The sequence below is a fragment of the Devosia sp. J20-27 genome (genome assembly GCF_055808595.1).
The window spans coordinates 2,469,382-2,490,335 of the sequence record NZ_CM147875.1 but is presented as its reverse complement, the minus strand read 5'-3'; the positions used below and the strand labels follow the sequence as shown (position 1 = coordinate 2,490,335).

Genomic DNA, 20,954 nt, shown 5'->3' with positions numbered 1-20,954 from the left:
GCGCGCTGTGCTACTCGATCCTCGGGTCGCCAGCAGCGACAACCCGCACGCATCCGGTCCGGTCCGGATGCCCGATGGCGACCTCAGCTGTCGACGACTTCACCCTGCAGCGCATCGAGAAATTCGAGCAGCAGCGGGTTGACGAGGTCGGGGCGCTCGATGCTGGGCAGATGTGCCGTGTCCTCGAGCGTCAGGGCAAAACTGTCCTCGATCTCGTCCTCGAGCAATTCGTGGGCATCGGCCACGTCAGGATAGTCGAGCGCGCCGAGCAGCAGCAGCGTCGGCACCTTAATGAGGTCAAGGTGATCGACGGCCACATCGGGGTGCTCCTCGTGGGTCAGGGCCGCGTGCTCGCGGCGCTTGCGGTTCATGTCAAGGAACAGCTCGCGCGCCGGGCCGTCGACCCGGCCATCGTCGGCCAGCGGCCCGTCGAGCCACATATGGGCCTCGATGCGATTGGCCTGCTCGATACTGCTGCGCGACAGCGCATATTCCAGCGTGTCTTCGAGCGCCGCCAGGTCCTCGGGATAGTCCTCGCCATCAAAGCCGGTGATGGCGGTGCCGATCAGCACCAGCGCGGCGATCCGGTCGGGATGCTCGATGGCAAAGTCGATGGCGATGCCGCCGCCCAGCGAATTGCCCACCAGCACGGCAGCATTGAGCCCCAGCCGGTCGAGTACGGCCTCCAGGTCAACGACGTGATTGAACGGCACATCCTCGCTCTCGGTCTCGCCATGGCCGCGCCGGTCATAGGAAATGACGTAAAAGCCCTCGGCCTCCAGCTCGCGCATCTGCTCGGCCCACTGCCGCCGGTCGGCGACCCCCGCATGCAGAAACACCACCGGCAGGCCAAAACCCGCCGACTCGCCGCGGATCAGCGCACCGTCGAATTCGATCTCGAAGGGAGTTGGCATCTGAAAGCTCCTTTGCCGTCGGCGCCGCAATAGCATCTGCGTAGCCCGATTGCCAACGTGACCGGCTCCGGATCAGCCGCCTTCCCGATATCGCAGGGCCTCGACAAGCGCGGTAAAGGCCGGTGAGGGCTGGCGGCGGTTGGGGTAGTAGAGATGGTAGCCCTGCCAGTTCGGCGACCAGTCTGCGAGCACCTCGACCAGCTCCCCCCTCGCGATGTGCTCGCGCGTCATGGACTCCGGCACAAAGCCCAGCCCCACCCCGTCCAGTGCGGCACCCAGGATCGGCAGAACACTGTTGAAGGCGAGCTGTCCCTCGACCCGCACGGCCAACTGCCGGCCATCCTTGGCGAATTCCCACGCATAGAGATTGCCCGCCGTGCTCAGCCGCAGGTTGATGCAGTTGTGGGCCGTCAGGTCCTGCGGCCTGAGCGGCTTGGGATGGCGGACGAAATAGTCCGGCGAACCGACCACCGTGAAGCGCCAGTCGGGGCCGATACGCACCGCGATCATGTCCTTGGAGAGCGACTCTCCGAGGCGCACGCCGGCATCGAGGCGTTGTTCGACGATGTCGACGAAGCCGTTGGCGATGGCGAACTCGACGCTGATGTCAGGGTACCGGCGGAGGAAGTCCCCCAGCATCGGCCGGAACACGGTTTCGACCACCGAGTCGCCGCACGAGATGCGGATGGTGCCGGCCGGACGGTCGCGCAACTCGCTCAAACCCTCGATTTCGGCCTCGATCTCATCGAGCCGCGGCCCGACGGTGCGCAGCAGCCGTTCGCCCGCTTCCGTCGGCGACACGCTCCGCGTGGTGCGCGCCAGAAGACGCAGCCCCAGCCGCTGCTCGAGCTGCTTGATGGTGTGGCTCAGCGCCGAGGGTGTGACGCCGACCTGCGCGGCCGCGCGGGTAAAGCTGCGCTCCCGCGCCACGGCCAGAAACGCCTGCATGTCATCGAGCGACCGCCTGACCATTGATGAGCTCCACTCACAACCGCATCAAGATTATAGAGGATAATCTACCGCCTGCGCAAAGGCTAAACCCATGTCCAGGGCAGCGAAGGGACGGACGACAAGGTGGGCGCAGGACGATCATGGCAGCGCGGGCAAGGCGGCAGATCGGCGATGCTCATCGCGTTTGCCGGCATGCTGCTGATCGGCGTGGTGACCGCGGCCACCGCCCCTTATCGCGCCGTGGTCGCGGTGGAGGGCCTTGGCATGTCCAACCAGGCCTATGCCCTCGTGATGGTGGTGAGCGCGCTCGGCGCCGCTGCCGGCTCTGTGCTGCTCGGCCTCATTTCCGACCGCCTGCCCGATCGCCGCGTCCTTATCGTCTTCTGCGCCGGGCTGGGCGCGCTGGCCTTCGGCATGATCTATCTGCTGCCCACGCAACTGGTCTATGTCATCGCCTTCTGCTGCATCATGCCGCTGGGCAGCGCCCTGTTCTCACAAAGCCTCGCCTGGTCACGCACCATGTTCGACCGCCGCGATCCAGCCAAATCAGTGTTCCGCATGTCGGCGCTGCGCACCGTGTTCTCGGCCGCCTGGGTCGTCATGCCGCCGCTGGCCGGCTGGATCGCCAGCACCTACTCGGTTTTCGACGTCTTCGGCCTCGCGGCCTTGGGTTACCTCGCCTGCGCCCTCTGCTACGGTCTGCTGTTTCTCGACAGCGGCACCCGCGTGGCGCCGCCACCGCGGCAGTCCGCGGGTGACGCGCCGGCCGCGCCGCTGCCCGTCTGGCGGCTCGCGGGGATCGGCGCCATCGCGCTGGTTCGCATCGCCATGGCGACGCATTTGACCGTGCTGCCGCTGGCCATCCTCAACGACTATGGCGGCTCGCTGGCCGATGTCGGCTACACCGCCGCTCTCGCCGCCAGCCTCGAGGTCCCCTGTATGCTTGCCTGGGGATACCTGGCAACGCGTCTCTCGACCGAGAGCATCGTCGCCTTCAACGCGCTGATCTTTGCGCTCTATCTGGGCCTGCTGTTCTTTGCCGGATCGGTCGCCGAGATCCTCTGGCTGCAGGTGCTCAACGCCATTTCGACCGGTGCATTGCTGAGCCTGACCATCAGCTACATGCAGGATACCATCAAGGGCCGGATCGGCCTGTCGACCTCGCTGCTCGACGTGATGACGGTGGTCTCCACCCTCACGGCCGCGGGACTGCTGGCGCTGCTGGCGGCAGCCGGCTACGCCAGCGTGCTGGCAGCGGCCGGTGCAATCTGCTTCCTCGGCGCGCTCGTCATGGCCGTGACGGCCATCGCGGGACGCGCAGCCCCTGCCGTCACCGAACCGACCGAGGCCTGAAACAGCAAATGGAGCAAGAACATGGATAGACGCACGCTTGGACAGGGACTTGAGGTCTCGGCCCTGTCGCTGGGGGGCATGGGATACGGCAAGTCGCGCGACATCCCCGACCGCGCCCAGATGATCGACCTGCTGCGTCAGGCGGTCGGACTGGGTATGGATTTCTTCGACACGGCCGAAGTCTATGGTCCGTGGACCAACGAGGAAATGGTCGGCGAGGCCTTCGCGGGGATGCGCGACAAGGTGATCCTCGCCACCAAGTTCGGCTGGGACATCGACCAGAACACGGGCGAGCACCGGGGCGGCGTCAACAGCCGGCCGGAGCAGATCCGCCGCGCCATCGAGGGGAGCCTGAAGCGGCTGCGCACCGACTATATCGACCTCTACTACCAGCACCGCGTCGACCCGGACGTGCCGATGGAGGATGTCGCCGGAACGGTTCGCGACCTCATCGCCGAAGGCAAGGTCCGCCATTTCGGCCTGTCGGAAGCGGGCGCGACGTCGATCCGCCGCGCGCATGCGGTCCAGCCGGTGGCAGCCCTGCAGAGCGAGTACTCGCTGTGGACGCGCGAACCCGAGCAGGACATCCTGCCGGTTCTGGCCGAACTGGGCATCGGGCTGGTGCCGTTCAGCCCGCTGGGCAAGGGCTTTCTGACCGGCAAGATCGATACCGGCACGCAGTTTGCCGCCAATGACCTGCGCAGCCGCATTCCGCGCTTTGCCGAGGCGGCCCGCTCCGCCAACCTGGCGCTGATCGACCTCATCCGCCGCATCGGCGAGCGGCATGGCGCCACCCCGGCGCAGATCGCCCTTGCCTGGCTGCTGGCGCAGAAGCCCTGGATCGTGCCGCTGTTCGGCACCCGCAAGCTCGAGCGTTTCGAGGAAAACATCGGCGCCCTGTCGGTGCGCCTGACGGCCGGAGACCTGGCAGAGATCGAAACCGCCAGCATCCAGATCACCGGCGCGCGCTATCCCGACGACCTGCTGGCGCGGTCCGGCCTCTGAGGCTGCCGCCCGCCGGAACTACGTCCGCCACATCCAGCGCATGGTGGCGGGGAAGATGGCGGCGCCGTGGGTCAGGTTGTGGGCGCCGGGGCCGAACTCGAAACGGTAGTCGTAGCCCTTGAGGCGACGCGTATCGGTCATCTGAGGTTTCTCCGTCCGTGATCTGGCGCCTTACGTTTCCACTCGCTACCATAGCCAATGAGGCTTGGGTTCGAAGAATCGCAGACAGCGTATTACAGTGGCTCACAACAGGCGCGTGTCTGGACAGAACGCTGGGTCGCAGACTGGATGTTCTGTCCGAACTGTGGGAACGCACGTCTGACACAGTTGCCAAACAATAGTCCGGTCGCCGACTTCACATGTTCAGATTGCTCGGACCAGTTTGAGGTCAAGAGCAAGAAGGGTCATAGCTTCGGCGGGAGCGTTGCCGATGGTGCATATGAGACGAAAATCGCGCGACTGAGTTCTGCGACCAACCCCAACCTGCTGCTGCTGAACTACAATCTCGCGTCCAGGGAAGTACGTAACGTCTGCATCGTTCCAAAACACTTCTTTGTTCCTAGTATCATCCAGAAACGTCCACCCTTGAAGGCGACCGCTAGACGCGCTGGTTGGGTCGGATCGAACATTCTGATCAAGAATGTGCCGGCCGCTGGACGGATTTTCATCCTGCAGGACGGCGTTGCCATTCCAAAGGACGACGTCTTGGCCAAGTGGAGGGAGACCGTCTTTCTTGAAGAGAAAGGCCTAGAGGCACGCGGCTGGCTCATCGAGGTAATGAAGGTAGTCGAGAAAATCGGCAGGGCAGAGTTCGACCTGGATGACGTTTACCGGCACGAGCGGCACCTGAGCACAACATATCCGAACAACAACAATGTTCGGCCTAAGATCAGACAACAGCTTCAAGTATTGCGTGACAGCGGCTATCTTGAGTTTATAGGGCGCGGTCGCTACCGGCTTCGGAATCCAGTCCGAGCAACCTCGTGGTGAGTGCGTCGAAGCACTAGGTCTCAAGCACTGACGCGTGGTGCCCACACGGGAGGAGGAGGCGGGAACATGGCATGGTTCCGTAACCACTATCACTGCGACAGCTGTGGCGCCGATTGGGAGGACGAGTGCTGTTGCGATGACGAATGTCCCCGATGCGGCTTAGGTGACTGGTCACCGGTCAAAAGTGACGATCTGACTTTTATCGTCGAACCGGAGGACATGCACTTCGTCGTTTTTGAGTCGCCGATCAGCGCTGAGGACAAACCCCGATACAAAAGCGTCGCAGTAGCGCTGAATGCTGGTTCGGCTACTGCTTACATAGCTTTTAGACAGGCGACGTATTGGGGTTAAACACCGTTCGGGCATCGGCGAGTACCGCCCTCGTCCTTCGACGAAGCTCAGGATGAGGGCTCGAGGGAACGGAAGGGGCGCAACTGCTTTGCCGATCGCTCCTTTCGAACCGCCCACCTAGGGACCGCCCGCCCTTCCTGCCCCCAAAACTAGTCCCGTGCTTGGAACAGTTGTCGTCGCGCGAACCCTACGTCCGCCACATCCAGCGCATGGTGGCGGGGAAGATGGCGGCGCCGTGGGTCAGGTTGTGGGCGCCGGGACCGAACTCGAAGCGGTAGTCGTAGCCCTTGAGGCGGAGGGCCGCGGCCATGTCGAAATTGGCGGTCGGCCAGTGCCCGGCGGGCCGGTCGAGGTCCTGCACCCCGCCCTGCAGGAAGACCCGGATCGGCTTGGCGTCGGCCGCGCGGACCCGCGAGGGATAGACGTGGCCGCCACGGATATTGGTGAAGCTGCCGACATGGCTGATCACGTTGCCGAAGGCGTCGGGACGCTCCCAGGCGGCGTTGAAGGCGCAGATGCCGCCCGAACTCATGCCGCAGATGGCGCGTTCGGCCGGGTCTTCGGAAACATTGATGCCCTTGAGCGCCTCGGGCAGCAGCTCTTCGAGCAGGAAGCGCGGATAGGCGTCGGTCAGCGAGTCGTACTCGAAACTGCGGTTGCCGCGGCTGCCCTCGGCCTCGCCCGGCAGATCGCCCGGCTCGATGAAGATGGCGACCGTCGGCGGGATGTCGCCGGCGGCGATCAGCGCATCGAGCAGCACCGGCGCCTGAAAGCTCTCGCTGAGATAGAGCCGCGCATCCTGCACCACCAGCAGCGGCGCCGGCTTTGCCGGATCGCGCCCGGCGGGCGCATAGATCCAGTAGTCGCGGCCGACGCCGGGATAGACCCCGGTGCCCAAATGCCGATGCCGGGTCAGCGTGCCGGCCGGGGCCGATGTCTCGACTTCGGGCGGCAGCGGCGCCTCGAGCGTTTCGCGCGCCGCGGCAAAGATCGCCTCGTCGGCCTCGGTGGTCAGAGCAGACGGCGGATTTTCGTGCGTGAGAACGTTCATACTGGCTCCGGAATGTCGGCGTGATCAGGCGTCAGAGCGGACGGCGACAATGAACAGCCGCGGAAAGCGCAGCAGGATCTTGCCATCGGCCGCAGGCGGATAGGCCTGGGTGATGCGCGCCTCGTAGCGCGCCAGAAAGTCGAGGCGTTCGGCCTCGTCCAGCGGTTCGAGGAACGGCCGCAGGCCGGTGGATTTGACCCACTCGACCACGGCGGCCGGGCTGGCGAGCACGTGATTGTAGACGCTGTGCCAAATGTCGAGCTGCGCCGCATAGGGCGACAGCGCATCATAGTAGACGCGCGGCGGCGGCAGCTTTTGGCGCGCTGCATCGGCGAGACGCGCCGCCCACGGTCCCTCGGCGGCGACCTCGCGCATCAGCTGATGCGTCGGCTCGCCCAGATTGTCGGGCATCTGCACGGCAAGGCCGCCGCCCTGCCCCAGCGCCGCCAGCACTTTGGGCAGCACCGCGAGGTGATCGGGAATCCACTGGTAGATGGCATTGGCAAACACCAGATCGGTGCCCGGCTCCGGCACCCACACGGCGGCATCGGCGGCCGCGAACCTGGCCCTTGGCAGGCGCGTCCGGGCTTCGGCCAGCATGGCAGGGGAGGAATCGAGGCCGATGAGTTCGGCCTCGGGGTAGCGCTCGGCCAGCAGCTCGGTGGAGTTGCCGGGGCCGCAGCCCATGTCGACGACGCGCCGCGGCGCCAGCAGCGGCACCTGGGCGAGCAGATCCCGCGCCGGGCGGGTCCGCTCGCTCTCGAATTTCAGGTACGTGCTCGGCGACCAGTCGGCCATGTGTCCTCCTCCTGGCGCCTAGCGGGCCCCTACCTCGTCAGCGGCTTGTAGGTTGCCCGCTTGGGGTTGATCGCGTCGGCGCCGAGGCGGCGGATCTTGTCCTGTTCGTAGTCCTGGAAATTGCCCTCGAACCACTCGACATGGCTGTCGCCCTCGAAGGCCAGCATGTGCGTGGCGAGGCGATCGAGGAACATGCGATCGTGGCTGATGATCACCGCGCAACCGGCGAATTCCTCCAGCGCCTCTTCCAGCGCGGCGAGCGTTTCGGTGTCGAGATCGTTGGTCGGCTCGTCCAGCAGCAGCACATTGGCGCCCGACTTCAGCATCTTGGCGAGGTGCACGCGGTTGCGCTGCCCGCCCGACAGGTTGCCGACCTTCTGCTGCTGGTCGGTGCCCTTGAAGTTGAAGGTCGAGGTATAGGCGCGGGCGTTCATCTCGCGCTTGCCGAGCATCAGGATCTCGTTGCCGCCCGAGATTTCCTCGTACACCGTCTTGTTCGGGTTGAGGCTGTCGCGGCTCTGGTCGACATAGCCCAGGTTGACGTTGTCGGCGACGGCGATCTCGCCGCTGTCGGGCTTTTCCTGGCCGGTGAGCATGCGGAACAGCGTGGTCTTGCCGGCGCCGTTCGGGCCGATGATGCCGACAATGCCGCCCGGCGGCAGCTTGAAGCTGAGATTGTCGATCAGCAGCCGGTCGCCGAACGACTTGCTCAGCCCCTCGACGGTGATGACGTTCTGGCCGAGGCGCTCGCCCGGCGGGATGATGATCTGCGCCGTCGTCGACTGGGTGCGGGCGTCGTTGATCTTGACCAGTTCGTCATAGGCCCTGAGGCGCGCCTTCGACTTGGACTGCCGCGCCTGCGGGCTCTGGCCCATCCATTCGCGCTCGCGCTCGAGCACCTTGGCCCGCGCCGCGTCCTCGGATTTCTCCTGCGCGAAGCGCTTGGCCTTGGCTTCGAGATAGGCCGAGTAATTGCCCTCGTAGGGAACGCCGCGACCCCGGTCGAGCTCGAGAATCCAGCCGGTGACATTGTCGAGGAAGTAGCGGTCATGGGTGATGATCAGCACCGCGCCCTCGAATTCGCGCAGGTGCCGCTCCAGCCAGGCCGTGGTTTCGGCATCCAGATGGTTGGTCGGTTCGTCGAGCAGCAGCAGGTCGGGCTTGCTCAGCAGCAGCTGGCACAGCGCCACGCGGCGGCGCTCGCCGCCCGAAAGCTTGGTGACGTCGGCATCGGCCGGCGGACAGCCCAGGGCTTCCATGGCCACTTCGACCTGGCTTTCGAGATCCCACAGGTCCTGGCTGTCGATGATATCCTGGAGCTTGGTCGCCTCGTCGGCGGTCTCGTCGGAATAGTTCATCATCAACTCGTTGTAGCGGTCGACGATGTCCTTCTTTTCCTTGACGCCCATCATGACGTTGCCGAGCACGTTGAGCTGCTCGTCGAGCTCGGGCTCCTGCGCCAGATAGCCGATGCGCGCGCCCTTGGAGGCCCAGGCTTCGCCGGTGAACTCGGTATCGATGCCGGCCATGATCTTGAGCAGCGTCGACTTGCCCGAGCCGTTGGGGCCGAGCACGCCGATCTTGGCGTCCGGGTAAAAGCTCAGATGGACGTTGTCCAGAACCTTCTTGCCGCCCGCATAGGACTTGGACATGCCATGCATGTGGTAGATGAATTCGCGTGCCATGAGGCGATTGCTTCCTGCCGCTGGAATGGATTTGACGCCTATTTAGGGGATGCCGGTTGCAAGGGCAACACGCGGCATGGACTTGCCCGCCCACTTGCATAGCGGGAGGCGGGCTGACATACGTATGAACGATAATACGGGAGGGAGCCCCAGATGAGCGCAGAACCGAAATTTGCCCGCCGCGGCCGCAGCCTGCTGCCCGGCCAGCGCTCGGAACTGACGGTGATCCGCGCCGACGGTTCGGGCCGCCGGGTGCTGCTGGTCGCCGACGAGATCATCGAGGCGCCCAACTGGACGCCCGACGGCAAGACCCTGATCTTCAATGCCGGCGGCGAGCTGTGGCGCATGGCTGCAGACGGATCGGAGAGCGACCCGGTGCGCATCGACACCGGCCATCTGCACGACCTCAACAACGACCATGTGCTCTCGCCCGACGGCAAGACCATCTATGTCAGCTCCGACGACGGGCATCTCTATGCCCTGCCCGTCAGCGGCGGCACGCCACTGCGCATTTCCAACACCCATCCGGAGCGCCACCACTATTACCTGCACGGCGTCTCGCCCGACGGCAGCACGCTGGTCTATACCGGCGTCAACACCCATGACGGCAACCCCTGGGGCAAGGTCAATATCTGGACGATCCCCGCTGCCGGCGGCGCCGACACGGCGCTGACCGACGTACTGGTGCCCAATGACGGCGCCGAATACAGCCCCGACGGTGAGTGGATCTGGTTCAACTCCGAGCAGGGCTCCAAGGGACACGCGCAGATCTTCAGGATGCGCGCCGACGGTTAGGAGCTGACCCAGGTGACCCATGACGAGCGGGTGAACTGGTTCCCGCACTTTTCGCCGGACGGCAACCACATCGTCTACCTGAGCTACCCGCCCGGCACCCAGGGCCACCCGCCCGACAAGGCGGTGATCCTGCGCTATATGAAGCCCGACGGCAGCGGCACCCGCGACGTGGTGGCGTTCAATGGCGGCCAGGGCACGATCAACGTCAATTCGTGGTCGCCCGACAACCAGCACTTCGGCTACGTCGCCTACCCCGTCGGCTAATCGACGACTTCTGCCAGCAGCCAGTCGTTGACGGGTGCTGTGGCCTTGAAATGGCCGAGCACGACATCGACAAAGTCCGGGGCGCGCGCCGCGTCGGGCGGCAGCCGGGTGGCGGCGTAGAGGCCGTCGTGGAGCAGGAGGCCGGCCCGGTCGGCATCGGTGCTGAAGCCGCGCGGCGCCAGCTTGCGGGTCTTGCCGCCGACCTCGTAGCCGGCCTTCTGCATGGCCGCGACCACCGCGAGCAGCGCCTTGCCGGAGCGCGGGTGGATCACCGACTGCCGAAACGCCTCCAGCTGCTCCTTGCCAAAGCCATGCATCCCCGACCCCAGATGCACACCCTCCGGCGTCAGCCGGAACCAGAAACCCGGCGTGTCCCAGCTACGCTTGTCGCCATGCCAGAACCAGAGATCGAGGTGGTCCTTGTAGGGTCGCTTGTCCTTGGAAAAGCGCACATCGCGATTGATCCGCATGATCGAGCCATTGATGCGCGGTTCGAACCGCAGGCCGGGCGACAGCTGCGCGAGGCGCGGCCCGATAGCGCTCACGAACGCCTTGGAGGGCTCGACATAGCCGCGCTCGTAGAGGTCGCGATTGGCCTCGAACCAGGCCTTCTCGTTGTGCGCCGCAATGCCGGCGAGGAACGCGTACGTCTCGCTGGGAAAACCCGTCATGGACTGCTCCCCTGCTCGAACGCTTCGATCAGCGTGATGCGGTAAGCCTGCCCGTCTTCGAGGCCATCGAGCCAGGCATCGCCCCAGCGCGGGTGACTGCCAAAGGCCTCGGCATCGATGAGTTCGATGCTGAACCGGTCGCGGACAAATGTCTCGGGCATCGCCTGGGCGGCGACGGTGTCGAGGAAGTCCGGCGCAAAGACGATGGCGCCGTCGAAATCGACGCTCTTGAGGCCGGTGCCGGTGAAATCCACGGTGCCCAGAATGGATTTGCGGAAGGTGGCGCCGGCAATCTCGGCATTGGCAAAGCTCACCTTGTGCAGCACCGCGCCATCGAAGCGCGGACCAAAGCCGCGGCTGCCGGTGAACTGCGTGGAGGTGAGGATGGCGCCGGAAAAATCGGTGCCGGCCAGTTCGGTCGGTCGCAGCAGGTTGAGCGAGGGCTGCAGCGTGGCGACAAAACTCGAACTGCTGATGCGGGCGTTGCGGAAGCGCGCATGTTCCAGATAGGCGCCGTCAAAGGCCGTGGCGACCAGCGTCTGACGGTCGAAATCGGCAAAGCGCATCAGCGCGAAGCCGAACTGCATGCCGGTCAGTGCCGCGGTGCGCACCTCGGCGAAGCTGAAATCGGCAAAGTTGAGCGCCCCGATATCCTTGATGCCCACTGTCGCCAGCGTGGCGATCAGTTGCCCGCGCTCCGGCGATACCGGCCGGTCCGACATGACACCGCGCTGCTCGCCTTCGAATTGTGGCGGCGCACCGGTCAGCGCAGCGATTTCACTGGCCACCAGCCCCGAGACGGGCAGATCGGTGCGGCGCAGCAGGCCCGATTTGGAGATCAGCGCCTCGTCGATATCGGTGAGCGGCGTGCGCAGGTAGCGATAGGGCCGCGCCGCGTTGGTGGCGGCGACGATCCGCGCCCGCAGCGCCGGGCTGAGATCGGCAATCGCCGGGAACGCATTGCCACTCGCCCCCAACCGCTGCACCTCGCCGCCGACCAGTGAGCCGATTTCAAGGATTTCCGGCACGATGGAGGTAGAGCGCTGCGCCTCGCCCAGCTCGATCTGGGATTCGATGAAGCGGTTCTGTTCCGCGATGCGGGTATTCTGCTCCTGCATCAGCCCGATCTGGGTGCGCAGCAACTGGTTCTGCTGGAACAGCAATGCCGAACCGGCCAGCGCCGCAATCGCCGCGATGAAGGCGGTGATGGTCGCCATCAGCCAGCGCCGGGTCGAGACCCAGGCGTAGCGGGCCAGCACCAGTTCGGCCAGATCGCGAGCCGATTCCGTTGCTTCGGCGACCTTTTGCAGCGCGGCGAAGCGGGCGACATTGGCCAGCGGGCGGGCAAAGCGCTCCATCTCGATTTCGCCGCGCCTGAACAGGCGCTGCCAGATGGTGCGGCGAAAGATCATCAGCGCCCCGGCGACGATCAGCACCAGGACGAAGAAGGCGAACAGCAGCCCGAAAACCACGCCGGCATTGTTGGTGAGGAATTCGACACCGAACGTTGCCAGCGGAAAGCCCACCACCACACCGATGGTGAACACCACCGCGGCAACACCGGCCATAGCAATGGCGGTGTTCAGCGTCCGGGCCCGCGCCCCGGGCCGGTCGATCTCCGGCGGCTCAAGGAAATCGCTCGGCTTGTCCCCGCCTTCATTGCCCTCGCTCAATCGCGCATCCCCTGCCCCGAGGACCTACCTTAGCGCAGTGGCCGGAGGCGGCAATCCCGCCTATGCGGCATGCAGGCGTTCGAGCCGCACCGGCACCGACTTGAAGGCTGGCGTCTTCGAGCGCGGATCAACGGCTGTGCCGACCAGCACATTGGCCTCCGGGAAATAGGCCAGCACCGAACCGGCCGGCAGGTCGAAGCGCATCGCCCGCCCCTCATAGCGGCCGGCATCGGAGACCAGCGCCACGCGATCGCCCTCCTTGACGCCCGACCGCAGCATGTCGGCGCGGCTCAGAAGGATGGCGTCGCGGCGAGCCCCGTTGCGATAGGTGTCGTGTTCTTCATAGATGATGGTGTTGAACTGGCCTTCGCTGCGCACCGTCGCCAGCATCAGGTCGGTCGCCGGGCGCGGCGTCGGCGTGACGACGAAATGCGCGCGACCATCGGGCGTGCCGAACGCGGGCGTGTGCAGCACCCGGTGCTTGATGTGGAACTCCTTCTTGGCCACATCGATGGACGCCAGCTCTTCCATGCCGGGAACGATTTTCGCAATCGCTTCACGGACCTGGCCGTGTTCCTTGAATCGATTGAACGGGATCGGGCTCTGCGGCAGCAGCGCCTGCGCCAGGTCCGAGAGGATCACCGTTTCAGGGCGCACATTGTCCAGCCGCTTGATGCCGCCATCCGACAGGCGGACGAAATTGAACATCGATTCCTGCGTCGTCGGTGACCACTCCTCGTCGCGCGCCGTGACCGGCAGGATGAGGCTTTCGCCCTCGCCCAGCCCGTGCACATGGCCGCGATTGAGCGTCGTGGTGAGGAACAGCTTGAAGCCGATGGCCTGCATCGCCCGGGTGGCAAAATCGGTATCGGGCGTGGCGCCCCAGAGATTGCCGCCCATGATGACGGCGGCGTCGATGCTCCCGCGCTCGGCGGCCTGCATGGCGGCCATGGTGTCAAAGCCGCTGTCGCGCGGCAGCGTAATGCCGAAGGATTTCTCCATGGCGGCAAAAACCTGCTCGGAGACCACCGGCTTGACCCCGATGGTGCCGATGCCCTGCACGTTGGAGTGCCCGCGCAGCGGCAACAGACCGGCAAAGCGCTTGCCCGCCATGCCGCGGATGAGCGCCAGGTTGGCGATGGCCTCGACGTTTTCGACGCCGTGCAGGTGATGGGTCATGCCCATGCCCCAGGCAAACACCACGTTCTGCCGCTCGGCATAGCGCGCCGCGACCCGCTCGATATCGGCTTGCGCGATGCCGCAGAGCGCGGTGATGTCGGACCAGGACAACTGCTCGAGGTCGGCACGGAGCTGGTCAAAGTCGGTGGTGTGCTGGGCGATGAAGGCCTTGTCCTCGGCGCCCATGGCCAGCACGGCCTTCATCAGCCCTTTGAACAGCGCGATATCCGAGCCGATTTTCGGCTGCAGATAATCCGAGGCAATCTCGGTGCCGCCCGACAGCAGCGAGCCGGGGCTCTTGGGCACCGCAAATTTCACCAGCCCCGGTTCCCTGGCCGGATTGATGATGATGACGTCGCCGCCGCGGTCGCGCACGCCCTTGAGCATGTGGATGAAGCGCGGATGGTTCGACGACGGGTTGGCGCCGATCACGAAAATACAGTCGGCGCCTGTCAGGTCGGCCAATTCGACGCTGGAGGTGGCCTTGCCGATGGTGGTGGCGAGCCCCTCGCTGGTCGCCTGGTGGCAGTAATACGAGCAGTTGTTGACATTGTTGGTGCCATAGGCCCGGGCCAGCAGTTGGAACACGAACCCCGCCTCGTTCGAGGAGCGGCCCGAGGAGTAGAAGAAGGTCCGCGCCGGAGCCGTCGCCGCCAGCTTTTCGGCGGCGTGTGACATCGCAAAGTCCCAGGAGATCGGCATGTAGCGGTCGGCGCCCGCCGGCTTGAACAACGGCGTATTGAGCCGGCCGAGTTTTTCCATCTCGCGGCCGGTCAGCTGCTGCAGGTCGGTCAGCGGGTGCTCGAAGGCCTCATGCGGGATGGCCGGCTGGATGTCGGTGGACTGCGCCTGCACCGACTTGTTGCAGACCGAGGGGAAGTCGCCCAGCTCGTTGGTCATGCCGCCATGTTGGCCGCCCATGCCATAGGCGCAGGCCTTGCAGGTATTCTTGGCCGTCAGCGCCTTGGCCGCCTTGCCCACCCCGATCTTGCGGATGGTCTCGACCGTATAGAGCAGCTTTTTGGCACCGCCGCCGACAACGCGCGGCTTTTCGTCGATGGTCATGGGATCTCCTCGAAGCGCGACATTAGCATGATCGCGCCGCCGGCCTAGCCCTCACCTCGCCGCGACATGTCGGCCATTAGTTGTGTCCTTATTTGTCCGCTACTCGTCCGCTGCAGGTCTCGCACCGCTCGACACAACAGCTATCCTTACGTCATAGTACAACACCGGAGTGACCAAAAATGTCCGACACTGCCCTCATCGTCATCGATGCCCAGGAAAGTTTCCGCCAGCGCCAGAACTGGCACGAGACCGACCACGCACTCTATCTGAGCAAGCAGCAAGCGCTGATCGACGGCGCCCGGGCGCAGGGTATCCCGATCGTTCGCGTGCTGCACCTCGAGCCGGAGGGCATCTTTTCGCTGGCCTCTGGCTTTGTGCGACCGTTGGCCGAACTGTCGCTGACGCCGGATGCAGAGTTCTTCAAGACCCAACACAGCGCTCTCGTCGGCACCCGCCTCGACGTCTGGCTGACCGAGCGGGGCATCCGGCGCCTGATCATCTCCGGCATCCGCACCGAGCAGTGTTGCGAGACCACCGCCCGTCATGCCTCCGATCTCGGCTGGCAGGTGGATTTTGTCGCCGAGGCAACGCTGACCATGCCACTTGAATATCGCGGTCGCGTCCTGACACCGGCCGAGATCACCGAGCGGACCGCGGCGGCCCTGTCCGGTCGCTTCGCTACCATCGTCACGGTGGATGAAGCGCTGGATCGGCTGCAGGCGGCGGCATGAGCAACCCCGTGCGCCGCATCCCCACCTTTGTGGTGCTGCCGGCGCACACGCTGCTGCTCGACGTCGCCGGCCCCATCGAGGCGCTGCGCAAGGCCAACCAGGTGCAGGCCGATGTCGTCTTCGACGTCTCGTTCGTCGGCGCCCTGCCCGCTGTCACCAGTTCGATCGGCCTGACCCTCAGCGGCATCGCCCAGCTGCCCGAAACCCTGCCGGATGGCGCCATGCTGGTGCTCTCCGGCGACACCGAAGCGGTGCTCGGCCATGCGGACGGTGCCCCTATCGAGGCGTTCCGGGAAGGCTCTGACCGCGTTGTCGACTGGTTGCGGGCCAAGGTGCGACCCGGCATCCGCGTCGTCTCGATCTGCTCGGGCGCATTGCTGGCGGCACGCGCGGGTCTCCTCGACGGCCGGGCCTGCACCACGCACTTTACCGATTGCGGCCTGCTGGCCGAACTGGCGCCCACGGCGAGAGTGCTGGAGAACCGGCTCTATGTCGAAGACGGCGAGCGCTTCAGCAGCGCCGGCATCACGGCCGGCATCGACCTGATGCTGCACATCATCGCGCTCGAGGCGGGGCCGGCGGCGGCGGCGGCAGTGGCGCGCTTTCTGGTGGTCTATCTGCGCCGCGCCGGCACCGACCCGCAGCTGTCGCCCTGGCTCGAGGGCCGCAATCACATCCATCCCGCCATCCACCGGGTGCAGGACGCCATCACCGCCAACCCGGCCGCCGACTGGACGCTGGAGGCCCTGGCCCGCATCGCCATCGCCAGTCCACGGCATCTGTCGCGACTCTTCAACGAGCATAGCGGCATGAGCCTGCCCGACTATATCAACAAGCTGCGGGTCGCCCTCGCCCGCCAACTGCTCAATGAAACACGCCTCGACATGGAACGCGTTGCCGAACGCGCCGGCTTCGGCTCCAGCCGCCAGCTGCGGCGCGCGTGGAACCGCTTCAACGCCGCTCCGCCCAGTCTCGCCCGCCGGCAGGGTATGGGCTGAGGTCGCCGCTATGCGTCTTTGCCGGTTGTGCTATGAATTCCGGCATGAGCGACATCTTCGATCTGTTGGCACTGGGACAGTTGGCGGATTTTGAGGCGGCGCTGGGCGCCGATCCGGAGCTGGCGCAGTCGCGGCACGCCTCGGGCGCCTCGCTGCTGGCCTGGGCCTTCTATGTCGGCCAGCCGGCCGCCGCGGCGCTCATCCGCCCGCGGCTGGCGGAGCTCGACCCGTACGATGCTGTCATATTCGGCGATATGGCGCGGCTGCGCGAGGCCATCGATGGCGGTTGGGACGCCAACACTCTGGCGCCGGACGGCTTCACGCCGCTGGGCTTGGCAGCCTTTTTCAACCGGCCCGAGATGTTCGACCTGCTGCTGCCGCTGACCCGTGACGTCAATGCGGCGGCGCAGAACCCGCAGCGGGTCGCGGCGCTGCACGCCGCCACCGCTACGCGCAATGCCGACATGGTCGAAAAGCTGCTGCAGGCCGGCGCCCGGCCCGACCAGCCGCAGGCCGGCGGCCTGACGCCGCTGCATGTGGCGGCCCGGCACGGCGATATCGAGATTGTCGACCTGCTGCTGCTCTCCGGCGCCAATCCGCAGGTGCGCGACGACAGGGGCGAGGATGCCGTCGCCCATGGCCGCGCCGGCGGCCACGAAATCCTCGCCGCGCGGCTAGGTTCTGTACCCATAAAGGGGATTCCCTTTGAGTACGAAGGCTGATTCAACCTCCTGAATGGAGGTGGCGATGGCTCGATTTGATCTCAGCGATGCGGAGTGGCGGATCATTCTGCCCCTCCTGCCCAACAAGCCGCGCGGAGTGCCGCGCACCGATGACCGACGGGTGATCAACGCCATCTTCTATGTGCTGCGCACCGGCTCGCCCTGGCGCGACCTGCCGGAGCGCTACGGCCCCTATACGACCGCCTATAACCGGTACAACCGGTGGGCCAAGGCCGGGGTGTGGCTCGGGATATTCGAAGCCCTCGCCGAGCGCTCGCCGCAGTCGATGGCGCTGATCGACAGTTCGATCATCCGGGCACACCAGCACGCCGCGGGCGGAAAAAAGGGGGCCCGGATCACGCCATCGGTCGGTCTCGTGGAGGACTGAGCACCAAAATCAATGCCGTGGTCGGCCTGCCGATCCGCATCATGCTCACTCCCGGCCAAGCCTCCGACAAGCAGGCCGCCGCCGTCCTCATCGAGAGCCTTACACGCACCCGCGACCTTGTTGCCGACCGCGGCTATGACGCTCGCGTCCTCATCGACCTGGCTGCGGCACGGGGAGCCCGTGCCCACATCCCCACACAGAAAGACCGCAGGGTCCAGCGCAGCATTGACCGGGGCCTCTATCGCGAACGCAATCTGGTCGAGCGCTTCTTCTGCAAACTCAAACACTTCCGTCGCGTCGCCACACGATTCGACAAGCTCGCCCGCAACTTCCTCGCCAGCGTTCTGCTCGCCTCAATCCCACTCTGGACCAGAAGTTATGAGTCCAAGACCTAGAGGAACTCGGCTAGTTCCCCATCGTCGAGCGATGCGCCCATCTGGTGGACCGCTTCTCGATCCAGGCCATCAGCGCGTACATGGCGATGCCTTCGATGGCGAGCATGATCAGCCCGGCAAAGACCAGCGGCGTGTTGAACTGGCTCTGTGCCTGACTCATCATCTGCCCCAGCCCGTTGTTCGAGGCCACGGTTTCGCTGACGACCGAGCCGACAAAGGCGAGCGTGATGGCGATCTTCAGCGAGCCGAAGAAGTAGGGCATCGAGCGCGGGATGCCGACTTTGAGCATGATATCCATCTTCCTGGCGCCCAGCGCCCGCAGTACGTCCTCGGTCTCCGGTTCGATGGTGGCAAGCCCCGTCGCCACGTTGACGACGATAGGAAAGAACGAGATCAGGAAGGCCGTGAGGATGGCCGGCACCGTGCCGATGCCGCACCAGATGACGAGGATCGGCACCAGCGCCACCTTGGGGATGGCGTTAAAGCCGATCATCAGCGGATAGAGCCCGGCATAGATGGTCTTGGACCACCCCACCAGCAGGCCGATGGCGAGGCCGGCAACCACCGCGATCAGGAAGCCGACGCTGGTGGTAAAGAGCGTCTGCACCGAGTTCTTCCAGATCGGGCTCCAGTACTGCACGATCGCCTCGAACACCCGGCTGGGTGCCGGCAGGATGGTGTGCGAGACGCCGGTGGCCCGCACCAGGATTTCCCAGATGGCAAAGAGCGCGATGGTGTAGAGCCAGGGCGCCAGCCGCAGCCACGGAATGCGCACCGGCTCGGCGCGGGCGCGGACGGACTTGATCGAGATATCGGTCATGCTGTCACCCGTGCTTCGGCGATCTGGCCGCGCAACTCGTACACCATCTCGTTGAATTCATGTTCGTACATCAGCGCGAGGTCTCGCGGGCGCTGGAAGGGCACCGGCTTTTCGGCGATCACCCGGCCAGGTCGCGCACTCATCACGAAGATCCGGTCGGCCAGGAATACCGCCTCGCGCAAGTCGTGGGTGACCAGCACGATGGTCACGTCGCGCGCCGCATGCAGGTCGCGGATGACGCACCAGAGCTCTTCGCGGGTAAAGGCGTCGAGTGCGCCGAACGGCTCGTCGAGCATCAAGAGGTCGGGCTGGTGGATCAGCGCCCGGCAGAGATTGGCGCGCTGCTGCATGCCGCCCGAGAGTTGCCAGGGAAACTTGTCGCCAAAGCCCTTGAGCCCGACCTTGTCGAGCAGCGCCTCGGCCTGCGCCACGTAGTCGGCCTTGTTGGCGCGCAGCCGGTGCCGGTGGTTCTCGACGATCTCGAGCGGCAGCAGGATGTTCTCGAGCGTCGTGCGCCAGGGCAGCATGGTCGGGTTCTGGAAGGCCATGCCGACGATCGACACCGGCTTGGTCACCTCGCTGCCGGCGACGGTGACGACGCCCTCCTGCGGAATGTGCAGCCCGGTCACCAGCTTCATCAGCGTGGACTTGCCGCAGCCGGAGGGGCCGACCACTGCCACGAAGTCACCGCGCTCGACCTTCATGTTCAGATTTTCGACCGCCAGCGTGCCCGACGGGCCGCCATAGCGCATGTCGACATTTTCGATGGTGACGAGGGACATAGGCATCTCCGTGCCACGCCCTCGTGGTTCGACAAGCTCACCATGAGGGCTACTTTGGCGCTGGAAGAAATGAGGCCCTCATGGTGAGCTTGTCGAACCACGAGGGCCGGGGAGGATATCCGTTACGGCAGCATGCGGTCTTCCTTGGCCGGCAGGTATTGCGGGTCGAACACTTCCTCGGCGGTGATCGCGCCCTTCAGGCCCATCGAGGTCTTGAGCGTTTCGATCGAGGCGGCGAGCTTGGCCATGTCGACATCGCCCATGCCGTTTTCGGCGACATAGTCGGTCTTGATGTTCATCTCGTTGGCCATGGTGAGCCGCTCGAGTTCGATGTCCGGGTTGAGCGTCTCGTTATGCGCGAGAACGGCGGCGACACCGGCGGCCGGATCGGCCACGGCCTCGGCAAAGCCTTTGGCCAGGGCCTTGAGGAAGCCCTTGACCGCCTCGGGATCGGCCTCGGCGAAGTCCTCGTTGACCAGCACGGCATTGCCGTAGAGGCCAAGGCCGTTATCGGCGAAGAGGATCGACACGATGTCGTCGTCGGGCACGCCCTGCGCCTTCAGATTGAGGATCACCGAGAAGGCAAAGCCGAAGACGGCATCGACCTCGCCCTTGGCCAGCATCGGCTCGCGCACCGGAAAGCCGATGCTCTCGATGGTGATGCCGCTGTCGTCGATGCCGGCAACCTCCTTGAAGGCGGCCCATTGCGCGAACGCACCATCGGGCGGCGGCGCACCCAGCTTCTTGCCTTCGAGCGACTTGGGATCGGAGGTGATGCCCAGCGACTTGCGGCCGACGACCGCAAACACCGGCTTGTCATAGACCATCATGACGGCCTTGACCTTCTGGGTCGGGTCTTCGTCGAGGAATTTGATGACCGAATTGATGTCGCCGAAGCCCATCTGGTAGGCGCCGGTGGCGACGCGCGGAATGGCCTCGACCGACCCGTTGCCGATGTCGATGGTGACGTCGAGGCCTTCGTCCTTGAAGTAGCCCTTGTCGAGCGCCAGCAGGAAGCCTGCGGCTGGGCCTTCGAATTTCCAGTCCAGCGTGAACTTGACGGCGGTCTGCGCCAGGGCCGGGGCGGCGAGGAAAAGGCTCGCCGCGATCGCGGCAACGCCGGTCGAAAACAGTCTGCGGTTGATCATCTTGGTCTCTTGTTTGTTTGCACCGGGGGCGATCAAACCAGATTATGGCGCCGGCGCAAGACCGATCTGCACACATTGCGTGCAAATGCCACAGATGCCCGCATTTGATGCAATCAAGCGGCAGCGTCGTGGAAACGTTACCGGATTGTAAGGTGCGCTTGCCCGATCCGGTGCTAAGTTTCCAGTGGCTGCGTGACCGGCATCTTTGGTCCCGGCTGATTCATT

21 protein-coding genes are annotated in these 20,954 nt (G+C 65.2%); 9 read left to right on the top strand and 12 right to left on the bottom strand.

Translation table 11 applies throughout. From position 1 onward, the window contains the following. Positions 1-83: 83 nt before the first annotated feature. Positions 84-914 (bottom strand): alpha/beta fold hydrolase, encoded by an 831-nt coding sequence (locus AC0L4C_RS12255; protein ID WP_473399886.1) that lies wholly within the window; start codon positions 912-914, stop codon positions 84-86. A gap of 72 nt (positions 915-986) precedes the next feature. After that, positions 987-1,886, bottom strand: coding sequence for a LysR family transcriptional regulator (locus AC0L4C_RS12250; RefSeq protein WP_473399885.1), 900 nt, complete (start codon positions 1,884-1,886; stop codon positions 987-989). A gap of 150 nt (positions 1,887-2,036) precedes the next feature. Here AC0L4C_RS12250 and AC0L4C_RS12245 point away from each other — a divergent pair, with 150 nt between their 5' ends. Beyond that, the gene (locus AC0L4C_RS12245; RefSeq protein WP_473399883.1) at positions 2,037-3,218 is read left to right on the top strand and encodes an MFS transporter; all 1,182 of its coding nucleotides are present in this window, start codon (positions 2,037-2,039) and stop codon (positions 3,216-3,218) included. 21 nt (positions 3,219-3,239) lie between these two features. Continuing rightward, positions 3,240-4,223 carry an aldo/keto reductase gene (locus AC0L4C_RS12240; RefSeq protein ID WP_473399882.1) on the top strand — a complete coding sequence of 328 codons (984 nt, stop codon included), beginning with the start codon at positions 3,240-3,242 and terminating at the stop codon, positions 4,221-4,223. Positions 4,224-4,241: 18 nt separating this feature from the next. On the opposite strand, the gene AC0L4C_RS12235 is transcribed toward AC0L4C_RS12240, so the two are convergent. Then, on the bottom strand, positions 4,242-4,364 hold the full coding sequence (locus AC0L4C_RS12235; protein WP_473399881.1) for a hypothetical protein: 123 nt from the start codon (positions 4,362-4,364) through the stop codon (positions 4,242-4,244). A gap of 57 nt (positions 4,365-4,421) precedes the next feature. Between AC0L4C_RS12235 and AC0L4C_RS12230 the strand changes: the two genes are divergently transcribed. Beyond that, complete coding sequence (locus AC0L4C_RS12230; RefSeq protein WP_473399879.1) at positions 4,422-5,213, top strand: DpnI domain-containing protein; 792 nt, start codon at positions 4,422-4,424, stop codon at positions 5,211-5,213. Positions 5,214-5,751: 538 nt separating this feature from the next. Here AC0L4C_RS12230 and AC0L4C_RS12225 read toward each other — a convergent pair. The 3 genes from AC0L4C_RS12225 to ettA are packed head-to-tail and all read right to left on the bottom strand — an operon-like array spanning position 5,752 to position 9,098. Next, positions 5,752-6,615 carry an alpha/beta hydrolase gene (locus tag AC0L4C_RS12225; RefSeq protein ID WP_473399877.1) on the bottom strand — a complete coding sequence of 288 codons (864 nt, stop codon included), beginning with the start codon at positions 6,613-6,615 and terminating at the stop codon, positions 5,752-5,754. A gap of 24 nt (positions 6,616-6,639) precedes the next feature. Further along, entirely contained in the window at positions 6,640-7,413 is a 774-nt protein-coding gene (gene tam, locus AC0L4C_RS12220) for a trans-aconitate 2-methyltransferase (protein ID WP_473399876.1), read from the bottom strand. A gap of 29 nt (positions 7,414-7,442) precedes the next feature. Beyond that, complete coding sequence (ettA, locus tag AC0L4C_RS12215) at positions 7,443-9,098, bottom strand: energy-dependent translational throttle protein EttA (protein WP_473399875.1); 1,656 nt, start codon at positions 9,096-9,098, stop codon at positions 7,443-7,445. A 153-nt stretch (positions 9,099-9,251) separates the two neighbouring features. Here ettA and AC0L4C_RS12210 point away from each other — a divergent pair, with 153 nt between their 5' ends. Both AC0L4C_RS12210 and AC0L4C_RS12205 read left to right on the top strand, forming a co-directional pair. Next, the gene (locus AC0L4C_RS12210) at positions 9,252-9,893 is read left to right on the top strand and encodes a TolB family protein (RefSeq protein WP_473399874.1); all 642 of its coding nucleotides are present in this window, start codon (positions 9,252-9,254) and stop codon (positions 9,891-9,893) included. Between the two features lie 12 nt (positions 9,894-9,905). After that, complete coding sequence (locus AC0L4C_RS12205) at positions 9,906-10,157, top strand: TolB family protein (RefSeq protein WP_473399872.1); 252 nt, start codon at positions 9,906-9,908, stop codon at positions 10,155-10,157. Here the strand turns inward: AC0L4C_RS12205 and AC0L4C_RS12200 are convergent. From AC0L4C_RS12200 to AC0L4C_RS12190, 3 genes are read right to left on the bottom strand one after another with little or no spacing between them, the layout of a single operon-like run. Next, positions 10,154-10,828, bottom strand: coding sequence for a DUF2461 domain-containing protein (locus tag AC0L4C_RS12200; protein WP_473399871.1), 675 nt, complete (start codon positions 10,826-10,828; stop codon positions 10,154-10,156). The genes AC0L4C_RS12205 and AC0L4C_RS12200 overlap by 4 nt on opposite strands. Continuing rightward, positions 10,825-12,501, bottom strand: a complete 1,677-nt coding sequence (locus AC0L4C_RS12195; RefSeq protein ID WP_473399870.1) for a pentapeptide repeat-containing protein — start codon at positions 12,499-12,501, stop codon at positions 10,825-10,827. Before AC0L4C_RS12195 ends, AC0L4C_RS12200 begins: the two co-directional genes overlap by 4 nt. A gap of 60 nt (positions 12,502-12,561) precedes the next feature. Next, on the bottom strand, positions 12,562-14,745 hold the full coding sequence (locus AC0L4C_RS12190) for an FdhF/YdeP family oxidoreductase (protein ID WP_473399869.1): 2,184 nt from the start codon (positions 14,743-14,745) through the stop codon (positions 12,562-12,564). 179 nt (positions 14,746-14,924) lie between these two features. On the opposite strand from AC0L4C_RS12190, the gene AC0L4C_RS12185 reads away from it, so the two are divergent. The 4 genes from AC0L4C_RS12185 to AC0L4C_RS12170 all read left to right on the top strand — a co-directional run bounded on the left by AC0L4C_RS12185 (position 14,925) and on the right by AC0L4C_RS12170 (position 17,979). Further along, a complete protein-coding gene (locus AC0L4C_RS12185) occupies positions 14,925-15,476 on the top strand; it encodes an isochorismatase family protein (protein WP_473399868.1) in 552 nt (183 codons plus the stop codon). Then, positions 15,473-16,474 carry a GlxA family transcriptional regulator gene (locus AC0L4C_RS12180; protein ID WP_473399867.1) on the top strand — a complete coding sequence of 334 codons (1,002 nt, stop codon included), beginning with the start codon at positions 15,473-15,475 and terminating at the stop codon, positions 16,472-16,474. The genes AC0L4C_RS12185 and AC0L4C_RS12180 overlap by 4 nt, the downstream gene beginning before the upstream one ends. A gap of 44 nt (positions 16,475-16,518) precedes the next feature. Continuing rightward, positions 16,519-17,196 carry an ankyrin repeat domain-containing protein gene (locus AC0L4C_RS12175; RefSeq protein WP_473399866.1) on the top strand — a complete coding sequence of 226 codons (678 nt, stop codon included), beginning with the start codon at positions 16,519-16,521 and terminating at the stop codon, positions 17,194-17,196. A 25-nt stretch (positions 17,197-17,221) separates the two neighbouring features. Further along, positions 17,222-17,979, top strand: a protein-coding gene (locus AC0L4C_RS12170) for an IS5 family transposase (protein ID WP_473399865.1) whose coding sequence is annotated in 2 segments (ribosomal slippage) — positions 17,222-17,531 and positions 17,531-17,979 — 759 coding nt in all. Because the reading frame shifts where the segments join, the coding sequence is not laid out codon by codon here. Between the two features lie 10 nt (positions 17,980-17,989). Here the strand turns inward: AC0L4C_RS12170 and AC0L4C_RS12165 are convergent. The 3 genes from AC0L4C_RS12165 to AC0L4C_RS12155 all read right to left on the bottom strand — a co-directional run bounded on the left by AC0L4C_RS12165 (position 17,990) and on the right by AC0L4C_RS12155 (position 20,729). Beyond that, positions 17,990-18,799 carry an ABC transporter permease gene (locus tag AC0L4C_RS12165; RefSeq protein ID WP_473399864.1) on the bottom strand — a complete coding sequence of 270 codons (810 nt, stop codon included), beginning with the start codon at positions 18,797-18,799 and terminating at the stop codon, positions 17,990-17,992. After that, on the bottom strand, positions 18,796-19,587 hold the full coding sequence (locus AC0L4C_RS12160; protein ID WP_473399863.1) for an ABC transporter ATP-binding protein: 792 nt from the start codon (positions 19,585-19,587) through the stop codon (positions 18,796-18,798). Before AC0L4C_RS12160 ends, AC0L4C_RS12165 begins: the two co-directional genes overlap by 4 nt. 116 nt (positions 19,588-19,703) lie before the next feature. Next, positions 19,704-20,729 (bottom strand): ABC transporter substrate-binding protein, encoded by a 1,026-nt coding sequence (locus AC0L4C_RS12155; protein WP_473399862.1) that lies wholly within the window; start codon positions 20,727-20,729, stop codon positions 19,704-19,706. Positions 20,730-20,954: the final 225 nt, after the last annotated feature.

Excerpts from the sequence above, each read along its gene's own strand:
- AC0L4C_RS12225 (WP_473399877.1), bottom strand. The coding sequence starts at position 6,615 with ATGAACGTTCTCACGCACGAAAATCCGCCGTCTGCTCTGACCACCGAG.
- AC0L4C_RS12240 (WP_473399882.1), top strand. The coding sequence starts at position 3,240 with ATGGATAGACGCACGCTTGGACAGGGACTTGAGGTCTCGGCCCTGTCG.
- AC0L4C_RS12245 (WP_473399883.1), top strand. The coding sequence starts at position 2,037 with ATGCTCATCGCGTTTGCCGGCATGCTGCTGATCGGCGTGGTGACCGCG.
- AC0L4C_RS12155 (WP_473399862.1), bottom strand. The coding sequence starts at position 20,729 with ATGATCAACCGCAGACTGTTTTCGACCGGCGTTGCCGCGATCGCGGCG.
- AC0L4C_RS12190 (WP_473399869.1), bottom strand. The coding sequence starts at position 14,745 with ATGACCATCGACGAAAAGCCGCGCGTTGTCGGCGGCGGTGCCAAAAAG.
- AC0L4C_RS12230 (WP_473399879.1), top strand. The coding sequence starts at position 4,422 with ATGAGGCTTGGGTTCGAAGAATCGCAGACAGCGTATTACAGTGGCTCA.
- AC0L4C_RS12160 (WP_473399863.1), bottom strand. The coding sequence starts at position 19,587 with ATGCCTATGTCCCTCGTCACCATCGAAAATGTCGACATGCGCTATGGC.
- AC0L4C_RS12180 (WP_473399867.1), top strand. The coding sequence starts at position 15,473 with ATGAGCAACCCCGTGCGCCGCATCCCCACCTTTGTGGTGCTGCCGGCG.
- AC0L4C_RS12255 (WP_473399886.1), bottom strand. The coding sequence starts at position 914 with ATGCCAACTCCCTTCGAGATCGAATTCGACGGTGCGCTGATCCGCGGC.
- AC0L4C_RS12235 (WP_473399881.1), bottom strand. The coding sequence starts at position 4,364 with ATGACCGATACGCGTCGCCTCAAGGGCTACGACTACCGTTTCGAGTTC.
- AC0L4C_RS12250 (WP_473399885.1), bottom strand. The coding sequence starts at position 1,886 with ATGGTCAGGCGGTCGCTCGATGACATGCAGGCGTTTCTGGCCGTGGCG.
- AC0L4C_RS12185 (WP_473399868.1), top strand. The coding sequence starts at position 14,925 with ATGTCCGACACTGCCCTCATCGTCATCGATGCCCAGGAAAGTTTCCGC.
- tam (WP_473399876.1), bottom strand. The coding sequence starts at position 7,413 with ATGGCCGACTGGTCGCCGAGCACGTACCTGAAATTCGAGAGCGAGCGG.
- AC0L4C_RS12200 (WP_473399871.1), bottom strand. The coding sequence starts at position 10,828 with ATGACGGGTTTTCCCAGCGAGACGTACGCGTTCCTCGCCGGCATTGCG.
- AC0L4C_RS12165 (WP_473399864.1), bottom strand. The coding sequence starts at position 18,799 with ATGACCGATATCTCGATCAAGTCCGTCCGCGCCCGCGCCGAGCCGGTG.
- AC0L4C_RS12175 (WP_473399866.1), top strand. The coding sequence starts at position 16,519 with ATGAGCGACATCTTCGATCTGTTGGCACTGGGACAGTTGGCGGATTTT.
- AC0L4C_RS12210 (WP_473399874.1), top strand. The coding sequence starts at position 9,252 with ATGAGCGCAGAACCGAAATTTGCCCGCCGCGGCCGCAGCCTGCTGCCC.
- ettA (WP_473399875.1), bottom strand. The coding sequence starts at position 9,098 with ATGGCACGCGAATTCATCTACCACATGCATGGCATGTCCAAGTCCTAT.